The 24,302-nt window shown below is 65.6% G+C and carries 22 protein-coding genes and 1 pseudogene; 11 read left to right on the plus strand and 12 right to left on the minus strand.

From position 1 onward, the window contains the following. The first annotated feature begins 268 nt into the window (after nucleotides 1-268). Entirely contained in the window at nucleotides 269-721 is a 453-nt protein-coding gene (locus RMCB_RS11180) for a hypothetical protein (protein ID WP_407662119.1), read from the plus strand. Nucleotides 722-823: 102 nt separating this feature from the next. Here the strand turns inward: RMCB_RS11180 and RMCB_RS11185 are convergent, their stop codons facing one another. Then, nucleotides 824-1,621 (minus strand): L,D-transpeptidase, encoded by a 798-nt coding sequence (locus RMCB_RS11185; protein WP_062828821.1) that lies wholly within the window; start codon nucleotides 1,619-1,621, stop codon nucleotides 824-826. A gap of 475 nt (nucleotides 1,622-2,096) precedes the next feature. On the opposite strand from RMCB_RS11185, the gene RMCB_RS11190 reads away from it, so the two are divergent. Further along, the gene (locus RMCB_RS11190) at nucleotides 2,097-3,095 is read left to right on the plus strand and encodes an SGNH/GDSL hydrolase family protein (protein WP_062828822.1); all 999 of its coding nucleotides are present in this window, start codon (nucleotides 2,097-2,099) and stop codon (nucleotides 3,093-3,095) included. Nucleotides 3,096-3,131: 36 nt separating this feature from the next. Here RMCB_RS11190 and RMCB_RS11195 read toward each other — a convergent pair whose 3' ends face one another. Further along, nucleotides 3,132-3,917, minus strand: coding sequence for a hypothetical protein (locus RMCB_RS11195; protein ID WP_062828823.1), 786 nt, complete (start codon nucleotides 3,915-3,917; stop codon nucleotides 3,132-3,134). Between the two features lie 42 nt (nucleotides 3,918-3,959). Further along, entirely contained in the window at nucleotides 3,960-5,180 is a 1,221-nt protein-coding gene (locus RMCB_RS11200) for an NAD(P)/FAD-dependent oxidoreductase (RefSeq protein ID WP_062828824.1), read from the minus strand. 143 nt (nucleotides 5,181-5,323) lie between these two features. Here RMCB_RS11200 and RMCB_RS11205 point away from each other — a divergent pair, with 143 nt between their 5' ends. Next, nucleotides 5,324-6,349 carry a fused (3R)-hydroxyacyl-ACP dehydratase subunits HadA/HadB gene (locus RMCB_RS11205; RefSeq protein ID WP_062828931.1) on the plus strand — a complete coding sequence of 342 codons (1,026 nt, stop codon included), beginning with the start codon at nucleotides 5,324-5,326 and terminating at the stop codon, nucleotides 6,347-6,349. A 4-nt stretch (nucleotides 6,350-6,353) separates the two neighbouring features. Here the strand turns inward: RMCB_RS11205 and RMCB_RS11210 are convergent, their stop codons facing one another. Further along, the gene (locus RMCB_RS11210; protein ID WP_276064528.1) at nucleotides 6,354-7,088 is read right to left on the minus strand and encodes a DUF1906 domain-containing protein; all 735 of its coding nucleotides are present in this window, start codon (nucleotides 7,086-7,088) and stop codon (nucleotides 6,354-6,356) included. Between the two features lie 380 nt (nucleotides 7,089-7,468). Here RMCB_RS11210 and RMCB_RS11215 point away from each other — a divergent pair, with 380 nt between their 5' ends. Genes RMCB_RS11215 through RMCB_RS11230 form a run of 4 tightly spaced genes read left to right on the plus strand, consistent with a single transcriptional unit; the run spans nucleotide 7,469 to nucleotide 13,053 of the window. Further along, nucleotides 7,469-9,946: a hypothetical protein gene (locus RMCB_RS11215; RefSeq protein WP_131805509.1), complete on the plus strand. Its 2,478-nt coding sequence runs from the start codon at nucleotides 7,469-7,471 to the stop codon at nucleotides 9,944-9,946. Beyond that, nucleotides 9,943-11,205 (plus strand): hypothetical protein, encoded by a 1,263-nt coding sequence (locus tag RMCB_RS11220; protein ID WP_062828827.1) that lies wholly within the window; start codon nucleotides 9,943-9,945, stop codon nucleotides 11,203-11,205. Before RMCB_RS11215 ends, RMCB_RS11220 begins: the two co-directional genes overlap by 4 nt. Before the next feature lie 13 nt (nucleotides 11,206-11,218). Continuing rightward, nucleotides 11,219-11,818 carry a hypothetical protein gene (locus RMCB_RS11225; protein WP_062828828.1) on the plus strand — a complete coding sequence of 200 codons (600 nt, stop codon included), beginning with the start codon at nucleotides 11,219-11,221 and terminating at the stop codon, nucleotides 11,816-11,818. Next, nucleotides 11,815-13,053 (plus strand): hypothetical protein, encoded by a 1,239-nt coding sequence (locus RMCB_RS11230; RefSeq protein WP_029370264.1) that lies wholly within the window; start codon nucleotides 11,815-11,817, stop codon nucleotides 13,051-13,053. The genes RMCB_RS11225 and RMCB_RS11230 overlap by 4 nt, the downstream gene beginning before the upstream one ends. Here the strand turns inward: RMCB_RS11230 and RMCB_RS11235 are convergent. Beyond that, on the minus strand, nucleotides 13,039-13,866 hold the full coding sequence (locus tag RMCB_RS11235) for a class I SAM-dependent methyltransferase (RefSeq protein WP_062828829.1): 828 nt from the start codon (nucleotides 13,864-13,866) through the stop codon (nucleotides 13,039-13,041). The two genes, RMCB_RS11230 and RMCB_RS11235, sit on opposite strands and share 15 nt — an antisense overlap. A gap of 187 nt (nucleotides 13,867-14,053) precedes the next feature. On the opposite strand from RMCB_RS11235, the gene RMCB_RS11240 reads away from it, so the two are divergent. Beyond that, nucleotides 14,054-15,571 carry a serine hydrolase domain-containing protein gene (locus RMCB_RS11240; protein ID WP_084388423.1) on the plus strand — a complete coding sequence of 506 codons (1,518 nt, stop codon included), beginning with the start codon at nucleotides 14,054-14,056 and terminating at the stop codon, nucleotides 15,569-15,571. A gap of 18 nt (nucleotides 15,572-15,589) precedes the next feature. Here RMCB_RS11240 and RMCB_RS11245 read toward each other — a convergent pair whose 3' ends face one another. Beyond that, a complete protein-coding gene (locus RMCB_RS11245) occupies nucleotides 15,590-16,138 on the minus strand; it encodes a type II toxin-antitoxin system RelB family anti-toxin (protein WP_036424322.1) in 549 nt (182 codons plus the stop codon). A 65-nt stretch (nucleotides 16,139-16,203) separates the two neighbouring features. On the opposite strand from RMCB_RS11245, the gene RMCB_RS11250 reads away from it, so the two are divergent. Next, nucleotides 16,204-17,136, plus strand: a complete 933-nt coding sequence (locus tag RMCB_RS11250) for a DMT family transporter (RefSeq protein ID WP_029370261.1) — start codon at nucleotides 16,204-16,206, stop codon at nucleotides 17,134-17,136. Nucleotides 17,137-17,210: 74 nt separating this feature from the next. After that, nucleotides 17,211-18,284 (plus strand): SDR family oxidoreductase, encoded by a 1,074-nt coding sequence (locus RMCB_RS11255; RefSeq protein ID WP_029370260.1) that lies wholly within the window; start codon nucleotides 17,211-17,213, stop codon nucleotides 18,282-18,284. A 21-nt stretch (nucleotides 18,285-18,305) separates the two neighbouring features. Here RMCB_RS11255 and RMCB_RS11260 read toward each other — a convergent pair whose 3' ends face one another. Continuing rightward, the gene (locus RMCB_RS11260) at nucleotides 18,306-19,055 is read right to left on the minus strand and encodes an SDR family oxidoreductase (RefSeq protein ID WP_029370259.1); all 750 of its coding nucleotides are present in this window, start codon (nucleotides 19,053-19,055) and stop codon (nucleotides 18,306-18,308) included. 431 nt (nucleotides 19,056-19,486) lie between these two features. On the opposite strand from RMCB_RS11260, the gene RMCB_RS11265 reads away from it, so the two are divergent. Continuing rightward, the gene (locus tag RMCB_RS11265) at nucleotides 19,487-19,918 is read left to right on the plus strand and encodes an FHA domain-containing protein (RefSeq protein ID WP_029370258.1); all 432 of its coding nucleotides are present in this window, start codon (nucleotides 19,487-19,489) and stop codon (nucleotides 19,916-19,918) included. Between the two features lie 22 nt (nucleotides 19,919-19,940). Here the strand turns inward: RMCB_RS11265 and RMCB_RS11270 are convergent, their stop codons facing one another. The 5 genes and pseudogenes from RMCB_RS11270 to RMCB_RS11290 form a co-directional block, all read right to left on the minus strand. Then, nucleotides 19,941-20,420, minus strand: coding sequence for a DUF1942 domain-containing protein (locus RMCB_RS11270; protein WP_029370257.1), 480 nt, complete (start codon nucleotides 20,418-20,420; stop codon nucleotides 19,941-19,943). 85 nt (nucleotides 20,421-20,505) lie between these two features. After that, nucleotides 20,506-21,457 (minus strand): annotated as a pseudogene (locus RMCB_RS11275) (TIGR03557 family F420-dependent LLM class oxidoreductase). A gap of 82 nt (nucleotides 21,458-21,539) precedes the next feature. Then, nucleotides 21,540-22,640, minus strand: a complete 1,101-nt coding sequence (locus tag RMCB_RS11280; protein ID WP_062828830.1) for a glutamate--cysteine ligase 2 — start codon at nucleotides 22,638-22,640, stop codon at nucleotides 21,540-21,542. A gap of 130 nt (nucleotides 22,641-22,770) precedes the next feature. Further along, nucleotides 22,771-23,037 (minus strand): DUF2934 domain-containing protein, encoded by a 267-nt coding sequence (locus RMCB_RS11285; RefSeq protein WP_036424368.1) that lies wholly within the window; start codon nucleotides 23,035-23,037, stop codon nucleotides 22,771-22,773. A gap of 300 nt (nucleotides 23,038-23,337) precedes the next feature. Beyond that, the gene (locus tag RMCB_RS11290; RefSeq protein WP_029370253.1) at nucleotides 23,338-23,994 is read right to left on the minus strand and encodes a DedA family protein; all 657 of its coding nucleotides are present in this window, start codon (nucleotides 23,992-23,994) and stop codon (nucleotides 23,338-23,340) included. Nucleotides 23,995-24,302 lie beyond the last annotated feature (308 nt).

The following is a 24,302-nucleotide window of genomic DNA, read 5'->3' on the forward strand; positions in this document are numbered from 1 at the left end:
GCCCGCGTTGAGCATTGGCGCGCCCTACCATACCGTGGGGCCGAGCGGACGTGACAGTTCTGCATCGGTGTGGTCACGGCCGCAGCTCGGCCGCGTGTCGACCCCGCAACTAATTACACGGATGTATGGACGCCGTGCGCGTGCGGTTCTACATTTCAGCTGCACAAATTTTCGTGACAGTAATTTCGGGGCACGATCAAGGGAGTCGTCGGGGATGATCAGCTTTGCTCGAGTAGCAGTCAAAGTTGTTGCCAGCGCCGGAGTTTGCGTGGCCGCCGCGGCGGTGTGCCCGAATGCCGGGGCCGCTCCGCTGAAGGCGGGCGGATACAAGTGCCTGGACGCGGCCGCCGGAACGGCGGCACCAGGTGCCGCGCCGGTCGCCGCCGGCGCACCGTGTGCCGCGCCGGCCGTCGAAGCGGCAGGAGCGGCCGTGCCGGTGGTTCCTGCAGCCATCGCACCAGTCCCGGTCGTACCCGCGGCAGGGATCCCACCGGTGCCCGTGGTGCCCCCGCTGGGCGCGCCACCGGTACCGCTGGCACCACCGGTCCCTGTCGTTCCCGCAGCCGCAGGCGCACCCATCGCCGCGGCGGCCGCACCCGCAGGTGCTCCGCTGGCGGACATGGTCGGTGTGGGGGCCGGCAAGGAAGCGCCTACGAGCCGTCCTGCCGATGCCCCCGGCCCGGCACCGGGTGTTCCGGTTCAGCCAGGTCCCCAGGGCTGATCCTGGCCCGCGGCACGTGGCGTACCCGACAACGGGCGGCGATCACACGATCGCCGCCCGTTGTCGTATCTGGTGAATCGCCGAGAACTGCTGTCGCAGAGCCTATTCCTGCACGATCACCGGGTCGCCGACGTTGACCGTGTTGAAGTACCACTCGGCGGCTGCCGGGGCCAGGCTGATGCAGCCGTGGCTGGTGTTCTCGAACCCCATCGACTCCACGGCCCACGGGGCAGAATGCACGAACAGGCCCCGGCGGGTGAACCGCACGGCGTACTCCACGTCGGTGAGATAACCGTCAGGAGATTCCACGGGAATGCCCACGCTGCTGGAATCCATTGTCACAGAGCGCTCTTTCCCGAGAACCGTGTAGTTGCCCACGGGGGTCGCGTACTCCGGCCGGCCCATCGAGGCGAGCAGGACCCCCGGTTCGCCCAGGTGTGGCAGATGGTGCGGGGACGGCATGTCGAGCGGTGTCTCCCCGTCAATGGTCACCGTGAAGGTGTGATCCGAGATACTGGCCACCCCAACGACTTTCGGGCCGGTCTTGAATTCCAGGGGCATACCGCCGACGGACAGGCTGATGGTGCTGTGCGCGGGCCAGTACTGGTCGGGCACCCACTGCACGACCTTGTCGTCGAGCCATTCGTACTTGCCCGTCCGGGCTGGTGACGATGTGAGCCCGATGGCCCGTTCGGCCGCATCCCGGTTGGCGACGGGACGCTTGAACGTCAGCATCACCGGGTGCGCCACACCCACGGCCGCGGTCCCGGTCGGCAGGATCGACTCGATGTCAGAACTGAGCGGCAGGCGAACCGCCGCGGTGTCGACGCCTGTGCTACCACCGGAAACCATCAGAGCTATGACGACCAACGCGAGAACACAATGAAGTACCGCCCGCATCAGCCTGACCCCTTGATGATGACCGCCTGGGTGTGAACCCCGTCATGGTATGGGTCGCCCTGCGGCCGAACGCTACGGCGCGCGTTGATGATTCGGTCAAGAGTTCATCACGGTTCGGCCACGCCGCGGAATGGGATGGGCAGCTACCGGCGCTGGCGTGCCCGGCGCTGGATCCGGTTCAACACCACGATGATCACCTGGAGTCCGGCCGCCGAGAGCGCGAGCAAGAGCACGACAAACACATCACGCACTTGCAGGGCCTTCCATCGTCCGAGAGCGTGTGCACCCGTCGTGCTGCCGCTCAGCTCACCGCACACGAGCCTACGTGGTGACAGACGTCGATCACACCCACAATATGTGCAGAAAAAACCTCTGGGGCTGCCCACAGCGGGACGGGGTTGACAGGTGCGGTCGCCTCTACAGTGAGACCTCGACAGGTCGATGGTTCTGCCATGGAGAAGATGCGTTGAAACATGTGTTGCGCACGTTGGTGTTTGGTACGGCGGCCGCCGTGCTCGCGGGTTGTCATTCCACCGCGCAGCCACCCGCCGAACAGTCGCCACCGCCGATCACCGGTGCCGTCTTCTTCGGCGACAGCCTGACCGACGCGGGCACGTACGGATTCCGCTTCACCACCAACCCGGGGCAGACCTGGGCGCAGCACCTCGCCACCGCGCTCGGGCAGTCCACCGAACCCAACGAACATGTCGGCAGTTACGACGACGTATACGTGGGCAAGCCCGGTGCGGCAGGGCCGGGCGGCCTCAATTACGCCGAGGGTGGGGCCCGCGCGGCGCTCCCGTACTCGGTGGTGTCGCAGAATCCCGAAGGCACCCCCGTTTCGACACAGGTGCAGTTGCAGCACTTCCTCACCGAGCACGGTGAGTTCAAGCCCGATCAGCTCGTCACTCTCTACGTCGGCACCAACGACGTCGCCCTCAACTACGACCCCCGCTTCGACGCGAAGTTGGCGGCCGACCTTCGCGACAACCGGTCCCCCACCGCGGATGTGATGGCCACCGAGCGCAGCCGCATCCAGCAGGCCGCAACCGCGGAAGTGCACACGGCCGCGGACATGCTGACCCACGGTGCGCAGCACCTCATGGTGTTCAAACTGTTCGACCTCGGCGTCCTGCCGTGGTTCGAGTCGCAGGCAGCACGTCGCTACGTGAGCGACCTGACTTCGGCGTACAACGAGACGCTCGTCGCCGGCCTGCCCAAGGATCCACGCGTCCACATCTTGGACACGGACGCCTTTGTCACCGATGTGCTGAACAACCTCCCGAAGTACGGCTTTGCCCATGGGGCGAACGAGGACGCCTGCGCACAGCCGGGGCAAGACTCGTGCGGCGTGGGCCAATGGAAGGAACCGACCGCCGACCGTACCTACGTCTTCGCGGCCAGTGAACACTTCACCACCCACGCCCACGAACTGCTCGCTGACTACGTCCGCAAACAAGCGGGGTTGACTTAGCTCAGCACAACGAGCGGCGAGGACGCGGGCACCGAATCAGACCCCATCACCGCCGGTCGGCGTCGACGCGGGTTGCGGCGCATCCGACGTCGGGGTGCCCCCGACGAAGTCGTCCCAGTGCCGCCGTACCGGCGCCCACCGCCGGTCGAAGGTGGCAGCGCGGCGTTGGGCATGTGCCAGCTTCTTGGAGTCGTAGCGCCAGCGCGCCCACGGTGACGTCGGTCGGGCCAGTCGCACGGCGGCCACCCAGGCAACCGGTGAGACGAACAAGCCGACCAAAGCGGTCGGGTACTTGCCCTTCAAGGCGGTGACGGCGACCACCAGGAAATGGAACACGAGCAGCACGACCGCCGCGATCCGCACCGCGGTCACCGCCCCGGGAACGTCATGCACCTTGACGGGCGACACTCCGACCGCTGCCAGACCGATGCATGCCGCCGCCAGGGTGACGATGTTGACCGACAGCTGGCCTTCCTGCGACCAGTACACGTCCTGCAACCGGAAAATCATCGCGAATTCGTCGAGCACGAGGGACGCCCCGACACCGATCAGCACACCCGCCACATAGGTCCACACCGACAGCGGCGGTGAGCCGACGCCCATGAACGCACCCAGGATCAGCAACAGCACCCCCGGCGTCGAATGATGCATGTGCACGCCACCGGTGCTGACGTTGTGGAAGGGACCCTTGCCTGCACGGATCAGCCGGGTGATGGTGCGAGTCGCCACGAAGGTGACCACAAACGCCACGAAGCTCAGCAGCAGCGGTCCTTTGTACCCGTGGACGATCTCGTGCTGCCACCACTCGTTGAGCCACACCATTCCCAGATAGTAGGGATCAGGGCGTGACCTGCGGTTCCTGCCCTACTCTCCGCGGGCGGGTGCCGTCTGCAGCGTCGGGGCGGCCGCCGCCAGCAGGGCCGCGCGGTCCCGATCCAGCGGCGGGTAGATGCGCTGGGTGTTGATGACGCGCTTGGTTGCCTTGGCCTGCTCACCGTCTGCCACCACCTGGCGATCCCAGCCTTCGGTATAGACGGCACCGGCCGGCCCGAGGTCGAGAACCGTTACATACCAAGGGATTCGCAGGGGCAGGAGCGGCGCGCCACACAAGTCGCCGATCACGTTGTAGCCCGCATACCTGCCCATCGGGCGCGAGTGCTGGCACGACATCACCGACAGGTGTTCGTCGTCCATACGCGCCGCGGCGACGTCGCCTGCGGCGAACACCCCCGGCACGCCGATCACCCGCAGGTAGTCGTCGACAGGTACCCGCCCCAACCGGTCGCGCTCGACGCCGAGTTGCGCGGTCAACGGGTTGGCCCGCATGCCCGCGCACCACACGACGGTGGCCGCCGGCAGAGTCTCCCCTGAGGACAGGGTTATGCCCGCACCGTCGACGGAAGTCACCCGGACGCCCGTCATCGACTCTATCCCGTTGTCCGCCAATGCTTTCTCGATCACCGGGCGCGCAGAGGTGCCCATGTTCGAGCCGACGTACGGGTTGTGGTCGATCAGCACCACGCGCGGTCTCGCGTCGCCGCCGAAGACAGCCCTCATCATGTCCGGCAGTTCGCAGGCCGTCTCGATACCTGTCAGACCTGCGCCGACGACCACCGCCGTACTTGCCGCGGGGTCCGCGGCGCGCGCGGACAGGGTTCGGAGATGATCCTGCAGCCGCTGCGCGGCGTCGTAGGTGTCGACGTCAAACCCGAACTCCGACAATCCCGGGATGTCCGGACGGACCACCTCGCTCCCCACCGCGAGCACCAGTCGATCGAAGCCGTACGCCGTGCCGTCGGCCAGGGAAACGATGCGTGCCGGCGCATCGATGCCCGTCACGTCACCCACGACATGCCGGACTCCGGCCGGATCGAGCACGTCGCCCAGCGGGATGCGACACGCACTGATGTCGGCTTCATAGTTACGGACCCGGATGTCGTGGAACGGTTGCGAGCTGATCACCAGAACTTCCACGGCGTCAGGAGACACCCCCAGCTCGGCGAGGCGCCGCGCAGCACCCAGAGCCGCCCACAACCCGGCGAAACCGGATCCGAGGACAAGCACGCGATCGGTCACCGGATACATGATTCCAAGAGCCCGTTCGAGGGGGACGGTTTTGCCGCAGGCGCCCAGCGGCGGGAGCATCAGCGTGTATTGGGCCCGGTCGGCACGTTAATGTGCTGTGGTCGGCCTCAGCGAACAAGCCGATGGAAGAGTTGAGCACATTCATGACCGCAGCAGAGACGTCGGCACTCGAATCCAGGGTTGGCCACTACTACCAGGCGGACGACACCTACCGGGTCGGCCGCGAAAAGGTGCGCGAGTACGCCCGTGCCGTGCAGGACTACCACCCCGCGCATTGGAACGTCTCCGCTGCCGCTGAGCTGGGCTATTCCGGATTGGTCGCACCGCTGACGTTCACCTCGACCCCGGCCATGGCGGCAAACCGCCGCATGTTCGAGTCGGTGGTCGTCGGTTATGACACCTACCTGCAGACCGAAGAGGTCTTCGAGCAGCATCGCCCCATCGTGGCGGGCGACGAGCTCCAGATCGATGTGGAGCTCACGTCGGTGCGCCGGGTCGCGGGCCGGGACCTGATCACTGTGACCAACACCTTCACCGACACGGCCGGCGAGCGTGTCCACACCCTGCACACCACTGTGGTCGGTGTCACCGCAGACGACATCAACCCGGGGACGATGGCGGCCGTGCAGAACGCGATGATGCACGACGTGGACTTCTCCGGTATCGGCGCGTCCGACACCGACTATCAGAAGACCGTGCGTCCCGAGGTCGAGGTGCGCATCGCCAAACCGGACGCGCGTACACCGGGGACGCCGTCCTTCGACGACGTGAACGTCGGCGACGAGCTGGGCGTGCACCACTATCGGCTCTCGCGTGGCGACCTGGTGAACTACGCCGGGGTGGCCGGTGACGCCAACCCGATCCACTGGGACGAGGAGATCGCCAAACTCGCCGGCCTGCCCGACGTGATCGCCCACGGGATGCTGACCATGGGCCTGGGCGCCGGATTTGTCTCCGCCTGGTCGGGCGACCCCGGCGCGGTGACCCGCTACGCCGTGCGGCTCTCGCAGCCTGCGATCGTCTCGGCCAAAGAAGGGGCCGACATCGAATTCAGCGGCCGCATCAAGTCGCTGGACCCGCAGACCCGCACGGGCGTGGTCATCGTCGCCGCGAAATCCGGTGGCCGCAAGATATTCGGCCTGGCGACGATGGACGTGCGCTTCCGCTGACCCGTTATCTCGCGAGATCCCACTGGCCGAAGTCGGGCGCCAGAACATCGTCCACGTCGACGTGTATGCCGTCGATGACGAAACCCGGGTCGGATGCGGTGACGACTTCCCTCTGGAAGAGCACGGCGGCCGGTTCACGCTCGCCCCGCGACCACGCCTTCGTCTGCCAGGCCCACCGATAGCCAGGGCTGGTGGAGGATCCGATGACGCCGTCGGCGATGGCCCAGCCGCATTGGCGGCGCCCACCGTAGATGCCGGTGCGGGCAACACCGAGAACCGAGTTGATACCTCGAAACCATTGCACCGCTGTGGATTTCCATGTTGCAGCGTCGATGTCCTCGTCGACACTGAAGAAGATGGGCGCCGAGGCCGGGCCGCCGGCGGCGGTGTGCAGCCCCACCGCCGTCTGGGCGTCGGCCACCCCTCCGTCGTAGCCGCGGGTGAAGTCCGACGGCGTCGGCCAGCCGGGCTTGCCGAATTGGTAGCAGCTGACGATCTGCAGGCCCGCTGCGCGTAAACGGTCGGCATAGTCCCGGGTGACAGGCTTGAAGTCGAAGGTGGCCCCCGGCCGCAGTTCGGAGACGTAAACCAGGGCTCCGCCGAAGCCGGCGGACTTGAGCTGTTCAGGTTGGACCAGCCGGTCGGCGAAATCGACGAGTTGCAAGCCGTCGGCCGACGCTGCAGGCGTCCCGACTGTAGCGGCCAGCGCGCCGGGGACGGCCAGTGCCGGCGCAAGCAGCGCCGCACGTTTGAGGACTTCGCGCCGTGAAGCAGTTTGCGTCACGCACGCCAGCGTATCGGACCTTCTCGGTCGCACCTCGCCCGTCCGGGACCCGGCACCCGCAGCCCACAGACCATGACCACCACATCGCGGACGTCGTCGACCGGGCATCAGCCACACCGACCGACGTCGATTATTTGACAACGCAGCCAACAGCAACGCATTACGCCGTAACTGGCTCTGCCGCCGGGCCACCTCAAACTGTTTTCCTTGGCGACGACTGACGCGAGACCGCTTGCGGGTCTTGGAAATTGGAGTAGTCGACTACGCATTCGATCCGGTCGAGCCGATGGCTACCTTGGCACCCAGATCCGATCCGCCGTGGGAGGAGACCACCCGTGACTACCTCATCCATGGAGAGCGAGTCCTACGCTACCCTCTCCCCGTTCACCGAAACGTTCGACTTCGCCGAGCAGGGCGAAGCGTTCGCCCCAATTTCGGAGAACATGGAATCACCAAGCAGTGCAGGTGGTTTCGAGTTCTTCACCGAATTGGAAAGCCCGTTCCGCTCAGCCTACGACGAAGTCGGCTCGGAGAGCTCAGACGTCCATCGGGAGGCATACGACGAGGCGGTCTCAAGCCTCTACGAGAGCGAATTCTCAGAGGCGCTCTACGAGCTGGCGGCCGAGGCATCGTCGAGCATGTCCGAGCAGATCGGCGAGGCGTCCCCGAACGAGGCCGAACGGTACCTCGAGAACTACATGACACCGGTGGCACGCGAAGCCGAGACGTTCCTGGAGCGCTACGCCGAACAGTATGCCCAGCACGACATCTCACAGATCACCGAGCAAGAACTGGATCGGCTCTTCGAGACGATCCAGCCCAGCTTCGAACACCTCACCCCCGGTGTCGAGAACTTCCTCGGCGGGCTCTGGAAAAAGGCGAAGGCGGTCGCAGGCGGGGCAATTCGACTGGCCAAGAAGGGAATCGCGGCAGTCGGCAAGGTCATTCCGCTCGGCTTCATTCTCAAGGGACTGAAGAAGATCGTCCGGCCTCTGTTGAAGCGGGTACTCGATCTCGCACTGAGCCGGCTACCCGTATCACTGCGCCCGGCCGCGAGGAAAGTCGCCACCAAACTGTTCGGGGTCGGTGAAACCGAGGGTGAATTCGAGAACTACTTCGGTGGCTCCGGAGAACAGGAAGCCGTCAGCACCGAACTCCAAGCACTCGCACACACCGACGTCGACTCCATCCAACACGAGATCGACGCCAAGCTGGTCGGCGAACTGTTCGCCGAGTCCAGCGAGAACTCAGAAGCCTGGACGTCCGGCGAGTCAGTCGCCTCAGAATCGGAGACCGACCACCGGCTGGCCGAGCTCGACGCCGCCCGTGAGCGATTCATCACCGAGATCTCTCAGGCGACCAACGAGGCTTCGATCAACGCGGCCATGGAGAACTTCATTCCGGCCATCATCGCAGCGCTGCGCATCGGTATCTCCGTGATCGGACGCGACCGGGTCGTCGGATTCCTCGCCAAATACCTTGCCGCGCTGGTACGCCCCTACATCGGCCCGACCATCGCCACACAACTGTCACAGGCGATCGTGTCGACCGGCATGAGCATGATCGGGCTCGAAGTGCCGGGTAACCAAACCCAGTTGGCCGCTGAGGCTGTCGCGTCGGCGGTGGAAGGCACGGTGCAACGGCTCACCGAACTCGAATCCGAGACTTTCGAGGACCAGCACCTGCTGGAAGCGGTGGTGCAAGAAGCATTCGCCGAAGCGGCTTCGGAATCATTTCCCTCCAACGTGATTCGTGAGCAGTACCAAGAGGTATCCACTAGGCTCCGGCACCGCGGGACGTGGATTCTGCGTCCGCGCAACGGGCGGAAGCGCTACCGCTTCTATTCCCGGCCGCTGGACGTGACAGTGACGCATCAGTTGGCCAAGTCGGTGACCGGCTTCGGCGGAATCCACCTGGGCACCTTCCTGAAATCGCGTTACGGCGTCACAGGGCCCGTCGCGTGCAAGGCGTATCTCTTCGAGGCGATGGTAGGCACGAAACTGTCCACGATCGCACGGCTCGAGACCCACGTGCCCGGCTTGGGTCCCACCCACCCGCGCGGCTGGCGCCTGTTCATACCGCTGACCCGGCACAATGCGACCGCACTCTTCGGCGAGCCCGGCCTCGGTCGCGACGTGCCCAACCACTATCTGCATTCGCACCGCCGCATCGCAGTCCGACAGCGGTTCGTCGTGCTCGTACCCCAGCGGGCACACACCACCGCACATCCGGGCGGCTCGGGCCCAGCGTCGCATCCGGTACAGCTGCGCGGTCACGCAAGCCAGGTCAACATCACGCTGGACTTCCCGTCATCCACTGCGCGCCTGTGCATTCACCTCGACGAGAGCGATGCGCAGGCGGTCGCCGCCTCGATCCGCCGCGGCGAATCGGTAACGCCGGCATTGGTTCTGCTCAGGCGCGTCTACGTGGCCGGGGTCAAGAGCGTTCTTTCGGGAAATGCTTCGCGCCACGTCAAGATCGTCCACGAAGTGGCATCCGAGGAGCAGTTCGTCGGTGGCGCGCTCAGTGCGATCGGGGCGAAGATCCTGGAGAAGCTGGCGGACAAGGTGATCGAGTGGGTCGGTACCGCTGTCTCGGAGTTTCTTGCGCGCCGCAGACAGGAGTTCCTCACCGCGGCCGACAAGCCGGCCCAAGGGGTCACCATCATCGTCGCCATCCGGCACGCGGGCGCGATGAAGCTGCTCGACGATGCGCTGCGCGGCAAGGGCCTGGTGTCGCTGACGGCGGTCGCGCGGGCCATCCTGGGTTCGCCCGAAGTCACCGTGCGTTCGGTAGCGGGTTTCCAGTCATGATCAGCCAGCAGGACTCGATCGTCTTCGAGCTCAGAGGCGAGATCGCACATTGGCAGACCGCGATGGTCGGGCTCAGCGACTTGGAGAACTTCGCAGCAACCAGCGCTTGGCAGGCCCTGGAACGCTACGTAGGCGTCGCGCTGCGCCGCCACTTGACCAGCCTCATCGGCGCCACCCAGCTCGAACTCGACGCTCTCCAAACCGATCTACGCGCGGCTGCCACAGTTGACGACCTTCGGCGCTGCCACGCGCGCGTGACGCGCTTTCGCCATCGCTTTCTGCAACTGGAGACCGTGCTGAGTTTCTACGGCAACGCGGTCCGCTCCCGAACCAATGCCGCGCTCGGAGAGCTCTTGCGGGCCTTCGATTTTCTGGCGGCAGAGAGCATGCGGACCGCGTTACGCCCGCTACGCCTGGAGACACCGCCCGTACTGGTCTATCTCGACAACGGACTGGGAGCGTCGATTCTGCGAGCAGGCTGGCGGGCGTGGGAAGGCGGATCACCCTCGCCGGCCGCAGCGATCAAACTCACGCGGTTCAACATGATGCGTCCCACGTCGATGCTGCACGAAGCCGGTCACCAGGTCGCACACCTGACCGGATGGAACGACGAGTTGACCATCGCTTTGCGGCGGGGTATCGCCGATCCGATCGTGGCCGAGATGTGGTCAGGCTGGGCGACGGAACTCGGACCGGACCTACTCGCGTTCGCGCACAGCGGATTCGGGGCGGTGGCCGCGTTACACGATGTCGTCAACGACGTACAGCGGGTGTTCTCGCTGCCGCTCGGTGACCCGCACCCGATCGCCTACCTGCGCGTGCTGGTGGGTGTCGAGATGTGCAAACGCTTCTATGGCACGGGCCCCTGGGACACGCTCGCACAGGCATGGCAGGTCGCGTACCCGCTTTCGGCCGCACCCGCCGCGGTGCGACCATTGATCGAACGCAGCATCGAGGCGCTTCCGCGGATCGTCGAAATCGGCCTGCGGACACCGATGCGCGCCTTCGCCGGCAAAGCCCTGTGCGATGTCGTCGACCCAGGCCGGGTGTCACCGGCCGCACTCGCGGAGCTGGAGCGCACAGCCGGAACCGCGCTGACCATCTCAAGTCATTACCTGCAGTCCGAGGGGCTGCGACTGTTGGCGCTCGCGTCCTACAACGTGGCGGCCAAACCGGAGAGTGCCGCCGCGACGGCACGCAGTTTCGAGACCTGGATGCGCCGGCTGGGGACCCTCACCGACGCGGCACAAGTAGCGTGAAAGGGATTGAGCCATGCCAACACAATCATCGGACACCGCACGCGGCGCCGGCGGCGGACAACCGTCTTCCGGCAACGGCCACCCGGGCGGCACTGACATCGAGAAGCTCGCGACGGTGTTCAGAGAATTCGGAAACCAGCTCAAAGCGGGCAATCAAACGCTACTCGATCAATTGATCGGTGCCCTCGATACCCGATTCGTCCCGCCCGGCGCCGAGTACACCGCCGAGGAACGTCAGATCGTCAACAGTTATGCGGCACTGCGGCAACAACTCGCAGGCCCCGATGACGACGATGTCATCGGGCCCGGGCGGCTGGTCTCGTTGCACGTCTATGAGTGCGAGACGCACCTGGTGGCTGTTTTCGTGCTCCAGTTCGCCGCTGCCGCAGACGATGTCGCTTTCAGCACCGGCGTCGACGGCGGTGTGATCAATGTGGTGCCCACCCCTTTGACAGTCCAGTGCGCCGGCTCGACCAGCGGGCGCCGGTGGTACCAGGCGGTGGTACCGGACGGCGCGACAACCGGACCCGTCACCGTTCGCACCACCGCTGACGAATCCTTCACCACCACGTCTGATGTGCACATTCCCACCCCAAAAGGAGCAGTCCGATGATGCTCGAACTGGCCAGTTGGTTTGCCGATCTGGAACGTGCCAGTGGCACAACGGATGTCATTGAGCAGGCCACCAAGGCGGCCAACGATGTCTTCGCTCTGCACCCAGAGGAGATCCTCCGCTTTCTCGAGGAATCATGGGCGTACGGAAGTCAATCGCTGCCGGGCTTCCAGTTGCCGCCAGCTCTGCTCTACGGCCAGGCACCCGGCTTCGAATCCGGGCTTCACAAACGGTTGAGCGCCGTCAACGGCACGATCTACGGCACCCTTCCTACGTGGAACTTCGCCCCGCCGGACGACTCAGGAACGGGAGCACGCTGGGATCACCTCATCTACGCCTACCTCATCGAGAACACGCGTCTGCTCCCGATCTTCTTCCGGGTGGTAACCGAGTTCCTCCACGGCGAGCGGCTCGAAGTACCGTCGCCGACCACACAGCAGTGGCTGAGAACCACCGAGGCACTGTTCATGCGCGAACTACCGTCGCGGTCCATCGGGGCGATCACCAGTTCGGTCCGGCCCGACCTCGAGGCCACCCGGCGAAACGCCTACTACCGGCTTTTCGGGGTCGACCTCAACCACGGAGCTAACAACGGAGCCCCGTACAGCTACGTACGGGCCCAAGCCGCCAACACCGGCCTCATCCGAACCTTCGAGGACTTCCTTCGCGAGGTGTGGACGGCATCGGAGAACTACCGAAATACCAGTGGTATCAACAGCAAAGACGACGCCGCCATCGCCACACATGCCCGGGACATGCAGGACATGCTGACCACGCGTCGCCGCTTCGGCAACCTGGCGCGGGAAGAATTCGTCATCGTCACCATGCTCTCGTGGTTCGACCTGACTCTCGAATCGAACAATTCCGTCGTCGTCGACCTCAAAGCCACCGCCGCCAGTCCCGAGGAACGGCTACGGAAGATCGGTGAACGCGTCGGACTCGCACCGCATGCACAGTCGGAGAGCTTCTTCCGGCTTGCCCCCCGGATGTCGCCGCTGTTCCGGCACATCGAGGAGGGCGTCTACAACTCGATCAGCGCAGTCAGCGCGCTCTACGCCAACCCGACCTCAGGTCCTCCGAACCAACTCCGCCGCGACATGCTCGACATCATCAATCAATGGTCGATCGCGACCGGACGCGACATGAAAGCCAAGCGCACCACGCCGACGCCTCGAACCGCTCCCGTCAACGGGCGGGCTCTGCTGGCCGTCGGAAACGGCTCAGCTGCACGGTGACTGGCCGCTCGCCCGCGCGATTCCCTGCACGGCCCGCAGCCTGCCGTCGCTGAGCCCGGCGGTGAGGTTGTGGGCCTTGCGGGCGAAGTCGGGGACGAAGGCGTGCAGTCCGAGCGGCCCGACGGGCTGCGACAGCAGCGCCTGCATCACCGCGCTCGCCTGATCGGTGAGATCGTTCCATTGTTCGACGACGAACCCCGACGATTCGACCGTAACGCGCAAGTCGTCGGGTGTGGCCAAGTGACTGACACCTGCTTCGTCGGCCCACGGCAACGGAAACTCCGGCTCATCTCCCTGCCCACGTGTGATGTCCCACAACGCCAGGATCCCCCCGTCGTGCAACACCCGGCGGGCCTCCCGGTACAGGGTGGTCTTGTCGGCGACGTTCATCTGGACGTGCTGGCTCACCACGACATCAAACGTGCTGTCGGCGAAGGGCAGAGCGGTGACGTCCGCGGCCCGGACTGCGATCCGGTCATCCAGTCCCACAAGCTGATTGAGCCAGCGGGCGGTGTCGCAGTACTCCTCGGTCAAATCGACGGCCGTCACCGTGCAGCCGTACCGGTCGGCGATGTAGCGGGCAGTGCCGCCTACCCCGCTGCCGGCGTCGAGCACTGCGGTCTGGCTGGTGATCCCGGCGAGCTCGATCAGTTGGCTGGTGGCGATGCGGCCCATGGTGTGAAAATCCTCGAGCACCCCCAGATCGGCGGGCTGCAGCCGATCGAGGTCGAGCCCCGCGCCTGTCAGGGCCTGTTCGATGTTGCGCCGGGAGAGGCCGGTCGCGTACTGGTCGTCGATGCGAGTGGTCGCCATGGCTGTGGCCTTTCGTTTCGGCAGGCAGACGTATTCGTGTCCCGGCGTCTTCGCAGTCCAACGGAAACCGGCAGGCCGCGCTTCCCCGCAGGGTCGCCAGTCCGCGATTGAACATGCGCTCACCGGCCGGCGCCGCGCCGCCCTGTTGTCGGTGACGTGCCACTCAGGCCCGGCTACCGTTGGTGCGGTGTCGAGATCGCGCGTCGCCCCGGTCCGCGCGATCGCCGCCGTCTTGCTGGCCCTGGGCGCGGCGCCTGCGTGCGGTCAGCCGCCGTCACCCCCGGCGGCTACCAGCACGCCACTGATCGCCGCCCCGACCACGACCTCAACCACTCCCCCGCCCGTGCCCGTCGTTCCCGAGGGGGATTTCACGCCCGTCGCCCAGCTGGTAGACGATTCGATCGCGGCGCACCGGCTGCCCGGCGCGGTGGTTCAGATCGGGCACGGCGGTAACGTCGTCTACCGGCAAGCGTTCGGCTCGCGCAAGCTACCCGACGAACCTGGGCTCGACGGAGCGCCGGCACCCGCCGAAGCGATGACCGACGACACGATCTTCGACCTTGCGTCGCTGACGAAGAGCCTCGCGACCACCGTCGCGGTCCTTCAGCTCTACGAACAGGGCCGCATTCAGATCGACGACCCTGTCCAGAAGTACCTACCCGAGTTCAACCCGGCGAATGACCCACGACGCGCGCAGGTGACGCTACGCATGTTGCTGACGCACACTTCGGGTATCGCAGGAGATCTGAGCCTGGACGGGCCCTGGGGGCTGGATCACTCAGACAAGGCCCAAGGCATTCACCGTGCGCTCGCGGCGTGGGTGGTGTTCGACCCCGGAACGCGCTTCCACTACTCCGACATCAACTTCATCATTCTCGGGGCACTGGTCGAGAAGCTCACCGGTGAAACGTTGGATATGTACGTGCCGCGCAACGTCTTTGCTCCGCTTGGTATGGCCGACACCCGCTACCTGCCCGCGGATAAGGCGTGTGGCCCGCACCAGATCCGCGGTACCGCAATCGTTTTCGACAAGACAGCGGCCACCGAAGGCGCATGCCCCGCCGGCACCTGGAGTATCGATCTCTTGGCCCGGATCGCGCCCACCGCGCACGACGGCGATACACCAGGTCTCAACCCCGACTTCGACCAGTTGCTGCGCGGCACTGTGCATGACCCGACGGCCCGCCGCATGGGCGGCGTGAGCGGCAGCGCCGGGGTGTTCTCGACGGTGCAAGACGTCGGCAGGTACGCCCAGGCGCTACTCGACCGCCTTGCCGGACGCCCCAGCCCCTTCCCACTGAAGCAATCCACTCTGGAATCGATGACGACACCGCAGCAACCCGGGCACAACCCGGCGCAGCTGCAGGCAGCCAACGAGGCGACGCGGCGGGCCGTCGAAAACACGCCCAACACAACAGATCCCCTGCTCGCGCCGGAGTATCCGGCGATCGCGGGCCAAGACCTCCGCGGCTTCGGCTGGGATATCGACACCGAGCAGTCCCGTCCGCGCGGAATGCTATTCCCGATCGGGAGCTTCGGCCATACCGGTTTCACCGGGGTGTCGCTGTGGATCGACCCCGGCTCGGATACCTACGTGATCGTCCTGGCGAACGTGATCCATCAGCGTGGCGGACCGCCGATTGTGAAGCTCAGTGGCGACATCGCCACCGCAACCGCACGGATCCTGCATCTGTACGGGACGTAGCCACGCCGATGGCCGACGTCACGACAGCACGACGCGCACGAACCTGGTGACCTCGGAACCGGCGTTGATGTACGCGTACTGCTGCGCGCTGCTGTAGATGGCGTGATCACCCAATCCGAGTGTGACGTCACCGCTTTCGCGCTCGATCCGCAGCCGCCCGGCGATGACGAGGACCATCTCGTGCCATCCGGCAGGGTCCGGGTTGGCGTCGTACCGGTCGTCCACGCCAAGGCTCCAGACCCAGAGCTGTCCTTCCTGATGCGCCGCTGCGCTGCCGAGCAGGACGGCACGACTGTCGGCCCCGTTGCCCTTCCACATCAGGGCGTCGATATGTTCGGGTGTGGCGGCAGGCGCGAGCACCAGGTTGACGAATGTCACCCCGAGTGCGTCGGCGATGGTGTCCAGCGACGACAGCCCAATGTTTGCCGAGCCCGCCTCCAAATTCACGATGGTGCGCCTGCTGACCCCCGCGGCGGTGGCCAGTTGGGATTGGCTCAGACCCGACGCCGCGCGCAGGCGTCGTACATTCGCGCCGACGCAGGCCAGGACCTCGGTTCCTTCGGTCATCGCTGCCACTGTAACCGCTGTGCATTATTTTGCACATTGGCCGGCTCAGCCCTACAGTGTGCAGAATGTTGCACATCGCGATACGGGACCGGTTGCCTTCGGGGCCTGAACTGGCGCTGATCGGCGTCACCGCCATTTGGGGCTCAACCTTCCCGATCGTGCATCAGGCGATGAACCACAGCGGACCGTTGTTCTTCGTCGGTCTGCGGTTTGTGATCGCCGGCGTGCTCGGTGCTGCCGTCTTCTACAAGACCCTTCGAGGTGTCAGCGTCGCCGAGGTCGTTGCCGGGGTGGCGATCGGTGCGGCCATCGCGTGCGGATACGGACTGCAAACGTACGGCCTGCAGTCCATCAGCTCGAGCGTTTCCGCGTTCATCACCGCGCTCTATGTGCCGCTGGTACCTCTGTTGCAGTGGGCGGTGATGCGCCGCCGCCCCGATCGCGCGGCGCTGGTCGGGGTTTTGCTCGCCTTTGTCGGCCTGGTGTTGTTGGCCGGCCCCAGCGCCACGGGCCTCAGCCTCGGGCGCGGCGAGTTGGCGACGCTCATGGGCGCGGTCGCCATGGCTGCCGAGATCCTCCTGATCGGCGGCTTTGCCGGCAAGGTGGACCTCGGCAGGGTCACCGTCATTCAGCTGCTGGCCGCCGGGGCGTTCGCCTTCCTCGCCATGCCCGTGACGGGCGAGACCATTCCGGCGTTTTCCTGGTGGTGGTTCGGAGCCGCCGTGGGGATGGGTGTCTCCAGTTGTTTGATTCAGGCGACCATGAACTGGGCCCAGCGTTCGGTTTCGCCGACGCGCGCGACCATCATCTACGCCGGCGAACCCGTCTGGGGCGGCATCTTCGGTCGCGTCGCGGGAGACCGACTGCCCGGGCTGGCGATCGTCGGCGCCGTCTTCATCGTCGCGGGTGTCATCGTCAGCGAACTCAAGCCACGGTCACGCCGCGACGAAGCCGTCCGCACCGAGGAAATCGCCTGCGCCACAGCCGGTCAGGCCTGATCCAAGAGAAGATCACCGGGTTTGATATCCGTACCGGCCTCGACGCCGTCGCGTCGGCAGGTAAGGATTGGCCCATGACCACGATCGACGCGACCGCACCGGTGCTCGTCACGGGCGCCAGCGGATACATCGGCAGCTGGATCGTCCGCCGCCTCCTCGAGGGAGGACACACCGTGCACGGCACGGTCCGCAACCCGGACAAGGACACCGGACTGGAACATCTGCACAAGCTCTCCGCCGATCACCCGGGCCGGCTCCGGCTTTTCAAGGCAGACCTGCTCGACCCCGGCAGCTTCGACGACGCCATGGCCGGATGCCAGCTCGTCATGCACACCGCGTCGCCGTTCATCCTGTCCGGATTCACCGATGCGCAGGAGGCACTGGTGCGTCCGGCGCTGGAAGGCACCCGCAACGTGCTGGACTCGGTCAACCGCACCGAAAGCGTCAAGCGGGTGGTGCTGACCAGCAGCGTGGTCGCGATCTACGGCGATGCCCGCGAATCACGGGATGTCCCCGGTGGCGTCTTCACCGACGAGCACTGGAACACCACCAGTAGCGTTGACCACCAACCGTATTCGTATTCCAAGACTGTGGCCGAGCAGGAGGCCTGGCGGTATCAGAAGGCGCAGGACCGGTGGGACCTGGTCACCATCCATCCGGGCCTGGTGCTCGGACCTTCGCTGACCAGTGCCAGTGATTCGGCCAGCCTGAGCACCATGAAGCAGTTCATCGACGGCACCCTGCTGACCGGGGCTCCCGCGCTGACCATGGGCGTGGTGGACGTCCGCGATGTCGCCGACGCACACGTGCTCGCAGGCTTCACCCCAGAGGCCCACGGCCGCTACATCGTCAATGCCGACTCCCTCACCTTGCTGCAGATCGGCAAGATTCTGCGCCGCGGGTACGGCCCGTTGTATCCGTTCCCCAGGACCACGGCGCCCAAGGCCGTCGTGAAACTCATCGCTCCCCTTGCCGGGCTGACGCGAAAGTACGTCGAAACCAACGTCGGTTACCCGTTGGCCTTCGACAACAGCCGCAGCAGAGACGAACTCGGGCTGACGTATCGGCCCGCGGAGGTGACCGTCACCGACCATTTCCAGCAGATGCTCGATGACGGCATCGCTCCGCGCCGCCCTGGCGGGCGATGATCGGCGGCGCCGAACTACGGGTCAGCAGAAGGGAATTGAAGCGATCATCGCTCCGTCACGGGTGACCAGGCTGTCCTTTGCCAGCTTCGCACCGAAGTACGTCGCCTGGCGATCGACCACCACTCGCTGATCGTCGTGGTGCAGTGCCAGCACCTCCCGCGCCAGCCGCGCGAACGAGATCTTTTCGGGCCCACCGATGTTGACCACGCGGTTGCGCGGTGGCGATATCGCGACCTCGGCCAAGAAGGCCGCCACCTCGTCGGCCGCGATCGGCTGGATCAGCGCGTCCGGCACCCGGACGTCATGCTCGTCCTCCTCGTCCGCATCGGTCTCGACAACCAGCGAATCGACGATCGCGTCCGCGAACTCACGGAACTGGGTCGCTCGCACGATGGTGTACGGCAACCCTGACGACGCGATGATCTGCTCCTGGGCGGCCTTGGCCCGCATGTATCCACTGTCCGGTAGCTCGTCGACACCGACTATCGACAATGCGACGTAATGGCCCACCCCGGCCGCCCGCGCCGCGGCCACCAGATTGGTGGTCGACCTGACGAAGAATTCCGACACTTCCTCGTCGTCGAAGGACGGGGAGTTGGTGACATCGACGAGAGTGTCAGCACCCGCGAGCGCCTTGGGGACACCCAGGCCACTGAGCACGTCGACGCCCGTACGCCGGGACGCCGCGACCACGTCCTCGCCCTCTCGGGTCAACAGCTCGACGAGCAGACTCCCGATGAGGCCACTGGCCCCCATAACTGTGACCTTCACTCTGCGAACACCTTTCGTCGTGGCCCCGACTTGGGAGTCGGAGACCCAGACTACGTCGCGCAGTGCGCCGCGGTTGCGAAAACCGGATTCGGAAATCCGCCACCGCGCGCGGCACGGCGTCGGCCGGTCCGGCCACAGAGCCCGGCTCCTCGTTGTGTCCGCCACCCCAGAGTGGTATTGCTAAGTGATGCGGTGCCCGACGTGCGGGGCTCCGATCATCATCGCCGCCGCTGCTCTTGATGCGCTCGGCAGAAGCGAACGCGGCTCCTGCCCATGGTCGATCCATGCCGACGGCGCCGGACCACACCAAGCTCCGATCATTGCGCATTCAAATGCCAAGGGCACCAGTGTAAAAGAGCCATCGTCACCCTAACCGCCGAATTAGCGGCGCTCTGGTCAACCAGACCGCGCGTGGCCGAGGAGGACAACCCGTGAGCACAGCAGAGAACCACCCGACATCGGAATACCAGATCGAGGACACTGCCGGATTGCTCGCCCCGTTCGACGGGACCGTCGGGGTCGCGGCAGCCGCCCTCGAACACCTCGACACGCTGCCACCGGGCGCCGCCATGCTGGTCGTCAAGCGCGGCCCCACGATCGGACTCCGGTTCGTCCTGCAGCAGCCCGTCACCACTGCGGGCCGTCATCCCCGCAGCGACATCTATCTCGATGACATCACCGTCAGCCGACTACACGCCGAATTCCACTGCGACGATGGGGAGTACCGCATCATAGACACCAACAGTCTCAATGGCACCTACCTCAACCGCCAACCGGTGGACTCCGCAAAGCTAGCCAATGGCGACGAAATTCAGATTGGAAATTTTCGCCTGCTGTTCTTCTCCAGCGCCGCCACCAGCTGACGAAGCGGGAGAAGAGCACTGACTACTGGCCGCTCCAGACCATGCGGTCCTGTGCGCCATCGTTGTAGGCCACGACGGTCGGGGCGGGCCCGGTGACGTCGAAGTAGATATGCCCGGTGGTGCGCTGGCCCTGACTCATCGGCGACACGTCAAGATCAGGTGCCAGCGCCTGGTCCAGCACCCGATAGTTTTGGCCGTCTGCGGTGCGGGCGTTGAATGCCCGCATCGCCGGGATGACCTGCCCCCGCACGGCGGACACTGTGGTTGTGGCGGACCACAGCCGGCCCGCCAGTGGGACACCGCCGGTTCCCGGCACGTTCAACGTCGTGCTGTCGGTTGGCTGCAGATCGGTGACGCTGTAGGCAGCCACTGACCCGTCCGGGCCGACCACCTGCTGCTCACTACCGATGGGACTGGCCGAGGAGGTTGCCTGCGCGCCCATCAACAGCGCCGTTGCTGCGGCTGCGCTTGCCGTAGCGGCAGCGGCTTTCAAACCAGCCATGGCCTTCTCCTCCCTCGTCGCACAAACGCCGTCATCTCACGTGTTTGCCGGTTTGGCGAGGTTTAAACACGCCGTACCGGCGCGCCTAGACCAGCTGCGGCAGGACGTCGCGCTGCCAGGCGGTGAAGAAGCCGTCCATGTCAGGGCCGATCTGCTGCACGTACACCTCGTCGGCGCCGGCGTCCAGGTAGCGCCGGACCTGCGCCGCGTGCTCGTCGGGATTGTTGTTACAAGCCATGGACTGCGCGACCTTTTCGGCGGGTACGAGGGTCATCGCGTCGGCGAAATCCTGTGGGGTCGGGAGGGTTTGGGCTAAACGCCCGGGCAGCTGCTCGTTCGCCCACAGCCGGTGGGCGGCTTTGAGGGCGGTGTCGGCGTCGCGGTCCCAGCTGACTTTCGTGCCGGCTTGCACGGTCTTGGATCCTCCCCCGCTGTCGCGGAAGGTCTTGATCAATTCGCTGTCGGGCATCGCGGTGCAGTAACCGTCGCCGATCCGCCCGGCCAGCGCGGCCGACTGTGGCCCGAAGCCTGAGACATAGATGGGCACCGGCTGGTCGGGACATGTGTAGATCCGGGCCTCCTGAACCTCGTAGTGCGGGCCGTGATGGCTGACCTCGTGGCCCTTGTGCAGCAGCCGGATCACGTCGACCGCCTCCTCGAGCATGTCCTGGCGCACCCCCACGGACGGCCACCGGTCACCGAGTACGTGCTCGTTGAGCGCTTCCCCGCTGCCGACGCCCAACACGAACCGTCCGTCGAGCTGGACGGCCGGTCGCGGCGGCCTGGGCGATGATCGCCGGATGTATCCGGATGGTCGGGCAGGTCACAGCGGTCGACACCGGCAGCGAAGTCACCTGGGAAAGCGCGCCGATCACACCCCAGACGAAAGGACTCTGGCCCTGTTCGTCGTTCCAGGGATGAAAATGGTCCGAGATCCACAACGCCTCGAAACCGGCCGCCTCTGCGCGTTTGGCTTGATCGATCAGCTGCGCGGGACCGAACTGTTCACTTGATAAGAAGTATCCGATTTTTGCCATGCCCTGGGACTACCCACCCGTCGGCCACGCTGCACATGGTTTTCGGACGTATCCAGCAGCGGTGTCGCGAAGATCCTGGCACTCATTCGAATGTTGTTGTTGCTGCTTCCAATTCGGCGATGACGTCGTCGACCTGTTCGCGACGGCGCCACACCCGGCGTTGCCGCATCGCACCATTGCCCGCCTGGGCGATACGCGCCAACTCGTCGCGGGCCATCTCGTAGTCACCCAACTCTTCGAGGGCCGGCCGCACATGTTCGATGAGCCCGGCCGCCAGCAGCCGCGTCGACGCCAGCGCATGCCCGGCCATCAGATCGATCGCCTGGCCGTCGAGCCCATCATGTGCCGCCCTCCAGTGGGCGGCGCGCAGAGCCCAGTCTGTGGGCCGCGGTGGTGGATCCCCGGCCTCCCGGGCTTGCAGCGCCGTCATCACACAGGCACGGATGAGCGTGGCCAGCAATACGGTCTCGGCCACGGTGGCAGGCACATCGGCCACCCGCACCTCGACCGTCGGAAAGCGGGCCGACGGACGCACGTCCCAATAGACCATGCCGTAGTCGAGCGCGGCACCAGACTCGAGGAGGGCATGAACCGTGGCGTCGTACTGCTCGACCGACTCGAAGTATGGCGGCGGCCCGGAGCTCGGCCAATGCGCCCACAACATGCTGCGGAAGCTCGCGTAGCCGGTGTCGGTATTGCGGTAGATCGCCGAGTTCGCGGTGAGGGCCAGCATAAGATGCAGGACGGGCCGGATCCGGTTGCTGACGTCGATGGCGGCCGCGCGGTTGGGGACCGCGACGTGCACATGGCACCCGCAGATGCCCTGCTCATGGGCGATGATGCCGAACCGGTCGGCAATCCGGTGGTAGCGCGGTGTGCTGGTGACCGGGAACGCGTGTGGCACGGTCGGTGGCAGCGCGACGGCCAACAGCCGCGTGTCATTGGCCTCCGCCGCCTCGGAGGCGACGCGACGCAGCCGGCTGAGCTCGGCGCGTAGCTCAGTGCTGCTGTCGACCACATCAGTCGTGGTCTCAACCTGACAGCTGGTGAGTTCGAGCTGCAACTCGACACCATGTTTGGCCGCATATTCAGCCACAGCTCTATTGCGGGCGGCGGGGTAGCCGTGTCGCCGATCCACGAGGAGAAACTCCTCCTCCACGCCGACGGTGGGATGACTGCTCATGGCTGGGGATTGCCCGGCGCGCGCCACACCAAACGTTGCGCTTCGAACTGCCTATCCCGTGTTGCGCAAGGGTTTCCGACACCGGCTCGGGTCTGTGCTCAGCCAGCCGGCGGGTACGGTCCTGGGTCTCCTACGAGCCCTGGCGCAGCTCCGCCTCGGCGCGGTGCCAGTTCTCCTCGTCAGTCCCACGCCGTTCCGAGAGCGAGATGTGATAGGCGCGCTCGGCAATCATCTCGTGGGTGAAGCTTGGCAATTTGGCGCTCGTCGTCGCCCTGCCGACAGTCGACTTCCTTGGCCTCGCGGGCTTATTGTCTTGCGCCGCAGCCCTCTTCGAAGCTGTCCGGCGGGTCGTCGGCTTCGCTGTTCCCGCATCCGTCGAAGTCTCTTTTGCTGCCATCGCGGCACTCCTTTTCATGTGCGATCAAGTTTGTGTGCACTCAAGCCAAGGCGTCGATTCGCTCTCGGGCCGCTATCATTGTTCCCCCGCCAGCCGCCGTTCACCGGTCACTGCGCATGCGTGTCGCGGCGGCCGATTCTCTCGGTCGATCGAAGCGAGCATCGTCCGGCCAGGCTGTCTGATGCCCGTTCAAGGCCAGCGAGGCATCGTCGGGCGGATGTCGTCAAAGCGAAACTGACCGCGTCACAACGGTTTTCCCGCTGGATTCACGTATGCCGGCGCGCAGCGGCTGCGCCGATATCAGTCGTGCCGACGCAGGGTTTCCCAGTCATGTTCGTTTTCGAGCTCGGCGATGAGGTTGCGGGTGCGCTCCTTGAGCAACAGGGTCAACCCGATGCCGACGATGATCGCGACGACCAGTGCCACCCAGGAGAATCGGGCCAGCCATTTCTCGGCGGCCAGGCCGAGATAGTAGACCACCGCGGTGGTACCGCCGGCCCAGCAGATGGCGCCGGATGCATTGGCGGCGAGAAAGTGGCCGTAGCGCATGCGCAGCGCACCGGCCAACGGGCCGGCCAGAATTCGCAGTAGCGCGATGAACCGCCCGAAGAACACCGCCCATACGCCCCAGCGGCCCAGCAAGCGTTTCGCCAGCGCGACGTGGCCCGGTCCGAAATGCTTCGGGAAGCGCTTGCCGAGCCGCTCGAACAGGCTCATGCCGTAGCGTCGGCCGATCGAGTACCCGATGGAGTCGCCAACGATGGCTCCGACCGTGGCGGCCGTCCCAACCCACACCGGGCTGATGTCGAGATTGTGCCGGGAAGCCAGCAGCGCCGCGCTCACCAATGCGATTTCGCCCGGCAACGGGATGCCCAGGCTCTCCAGGCCGATGACCAGGCCGATGACGAGGTACACCGCCAGCGGTGGGATGGATTCCAGTATCGAGTCGACCGTCACGTTGCCAAGGATGCCGTATGGACCGCGGCGACGGCAGGCGTCCGGCGTGATATCCCACTCGCCCGCCAAGGCGTTGCCAGTACGACCTTGTCCGCGCGGCCCACGCCACAACGCCCGCCGACGATCACACCGCTCAACCGGCCTACTTGTCCAGGTCGACCAGGAGGGAAATCCGTTGTGGGCCGGACCGTCGCGCGGCAGTCAAAGCCATGAAATGCATGCCGTTCACCGCGCGGCCGCTGTTCGCCTCGCGAGGACCTTGACTGCTCAATCGCCTTACAGAACAAGCTGATTCAAACAGCCGGGCC

Source organism: Mycolicibacterium brisbanense (assembly GCF_001570425.1).
Taxonomy (GTDB): Bacteria; Actinomycetota; Actinomycetes; order Mycobacteriales; family Mycobacteriaceae; genus Mycobacterium; species Mycobacterium brisbanense.

What these genes read in the sequence shown, in the direction of transcription:
- RMCB_RS11185 (WP_062828821.1), bottom strand. Translation starts at nt 1,621, where the DNA reads ATGCGGGCGGTACTTCATTGTGTTCTCGCGTTGGTCGTCATAGCTCTG.
- RMCB_RS11195 (WP_062828823.1), bottom strand. Translation starts at nt 3,917, where the DNA reads ATGGTGTGGCTCAACGAGTGGTGGCAGCACGAGATCGTCCACGGGTAC.
- RMCB_RS11200 (WP_062828824.1), bottom strand. Translation starts at nt 5,180, where the DNA reads ATGTATCCGGTGACCGATCGCGTGCTTGTCCTCGGATCCGGTTTCGCC.
- RMCB_RS11205 (WP_062828931.1), top strand. Translation starts at nt 5,324, where the DNA reads ATGACCGCAGCAGAGACGTCGGCACTCGAATCCAGGGTTGGCCACTAC.
- RMCB_RS11220 (WP_062828827.1), top strand. Translation starts at nt 9,943, where the DNA reads ATGATCAGCCAGCAGGACTCGATCGTCTTCGAGCTCAGAGGCGAGATC.
- RMCB_RS11225 (WP_062828828.1), top strand. Translation starts at nt 11,219, where the DNA reads ATGCCAACACAATCATCGGACACCGCACGCGGCGCCGGCGGCGGACAA.
- RMCB_RS11230 (WP_029370264.1), top strand. Translation starts at nt 11,815, where the DNA reads ATGATGCTCGAACTGGCCAGTTGGTTTGCCGATCTGGAACGTGCCAGT.
- RMCB_RS11235 (WP_062828829.1), bottom strand. Translation starts at nt 13,866, where the DNA reads ATGGCGACCACTCGCATCGACGACCAGTACGCGACCGGCCTCTCCCGG.
- RMCB_RS11245 (WP_036424322.1), bottom strand. Translation starts at nt 16,138, where the DNA reads ATGACCGAAGGAACCGAGGTCCTGGCCTGCGTCGGCGCGAATGTACGA.
- RMCB_RS11250 (WP_029370261.1), top strand. Translation starts at nt 16,204, where the DNA reads ATGTTGCACATCGCGATACGGGACCGGTTGCCTTCGGGGCCTGAACTG.
- RMCB_RS11255 (WP_029370260.1), top strand. Translation starts at nt 17,211, where the DNA reads ATGACCACGATCGACGCGACCGCACCGGTGCTCGTCACGGGCGCCAGC.
- RMCB_RS11270 (WP_029370257.1), bottom strand. Translation starts at nt 20,420, where the DNA reads ATGGCTGGTTTGAAAGCCGCTGCCGCTACGGCAAGCGCAGCCGCAGCA.
- RMCB_RS11280 (WP_062828830.1), bottom strand. Translation starts at nt 22,640, where the DNA reads ATGAGCAGTCATCCCACCGTCGGCGTGGAGGAGGAGTTTCTCCTCGTG.
- RMCB_RS11285 (WP_036424368.1), bottom strand. Translation starts at nt 23,037, where the DNA reads ATGGCAGCAAAAGAGACTTCGACGGATGCGGGAACAGCGAAGCCGACG.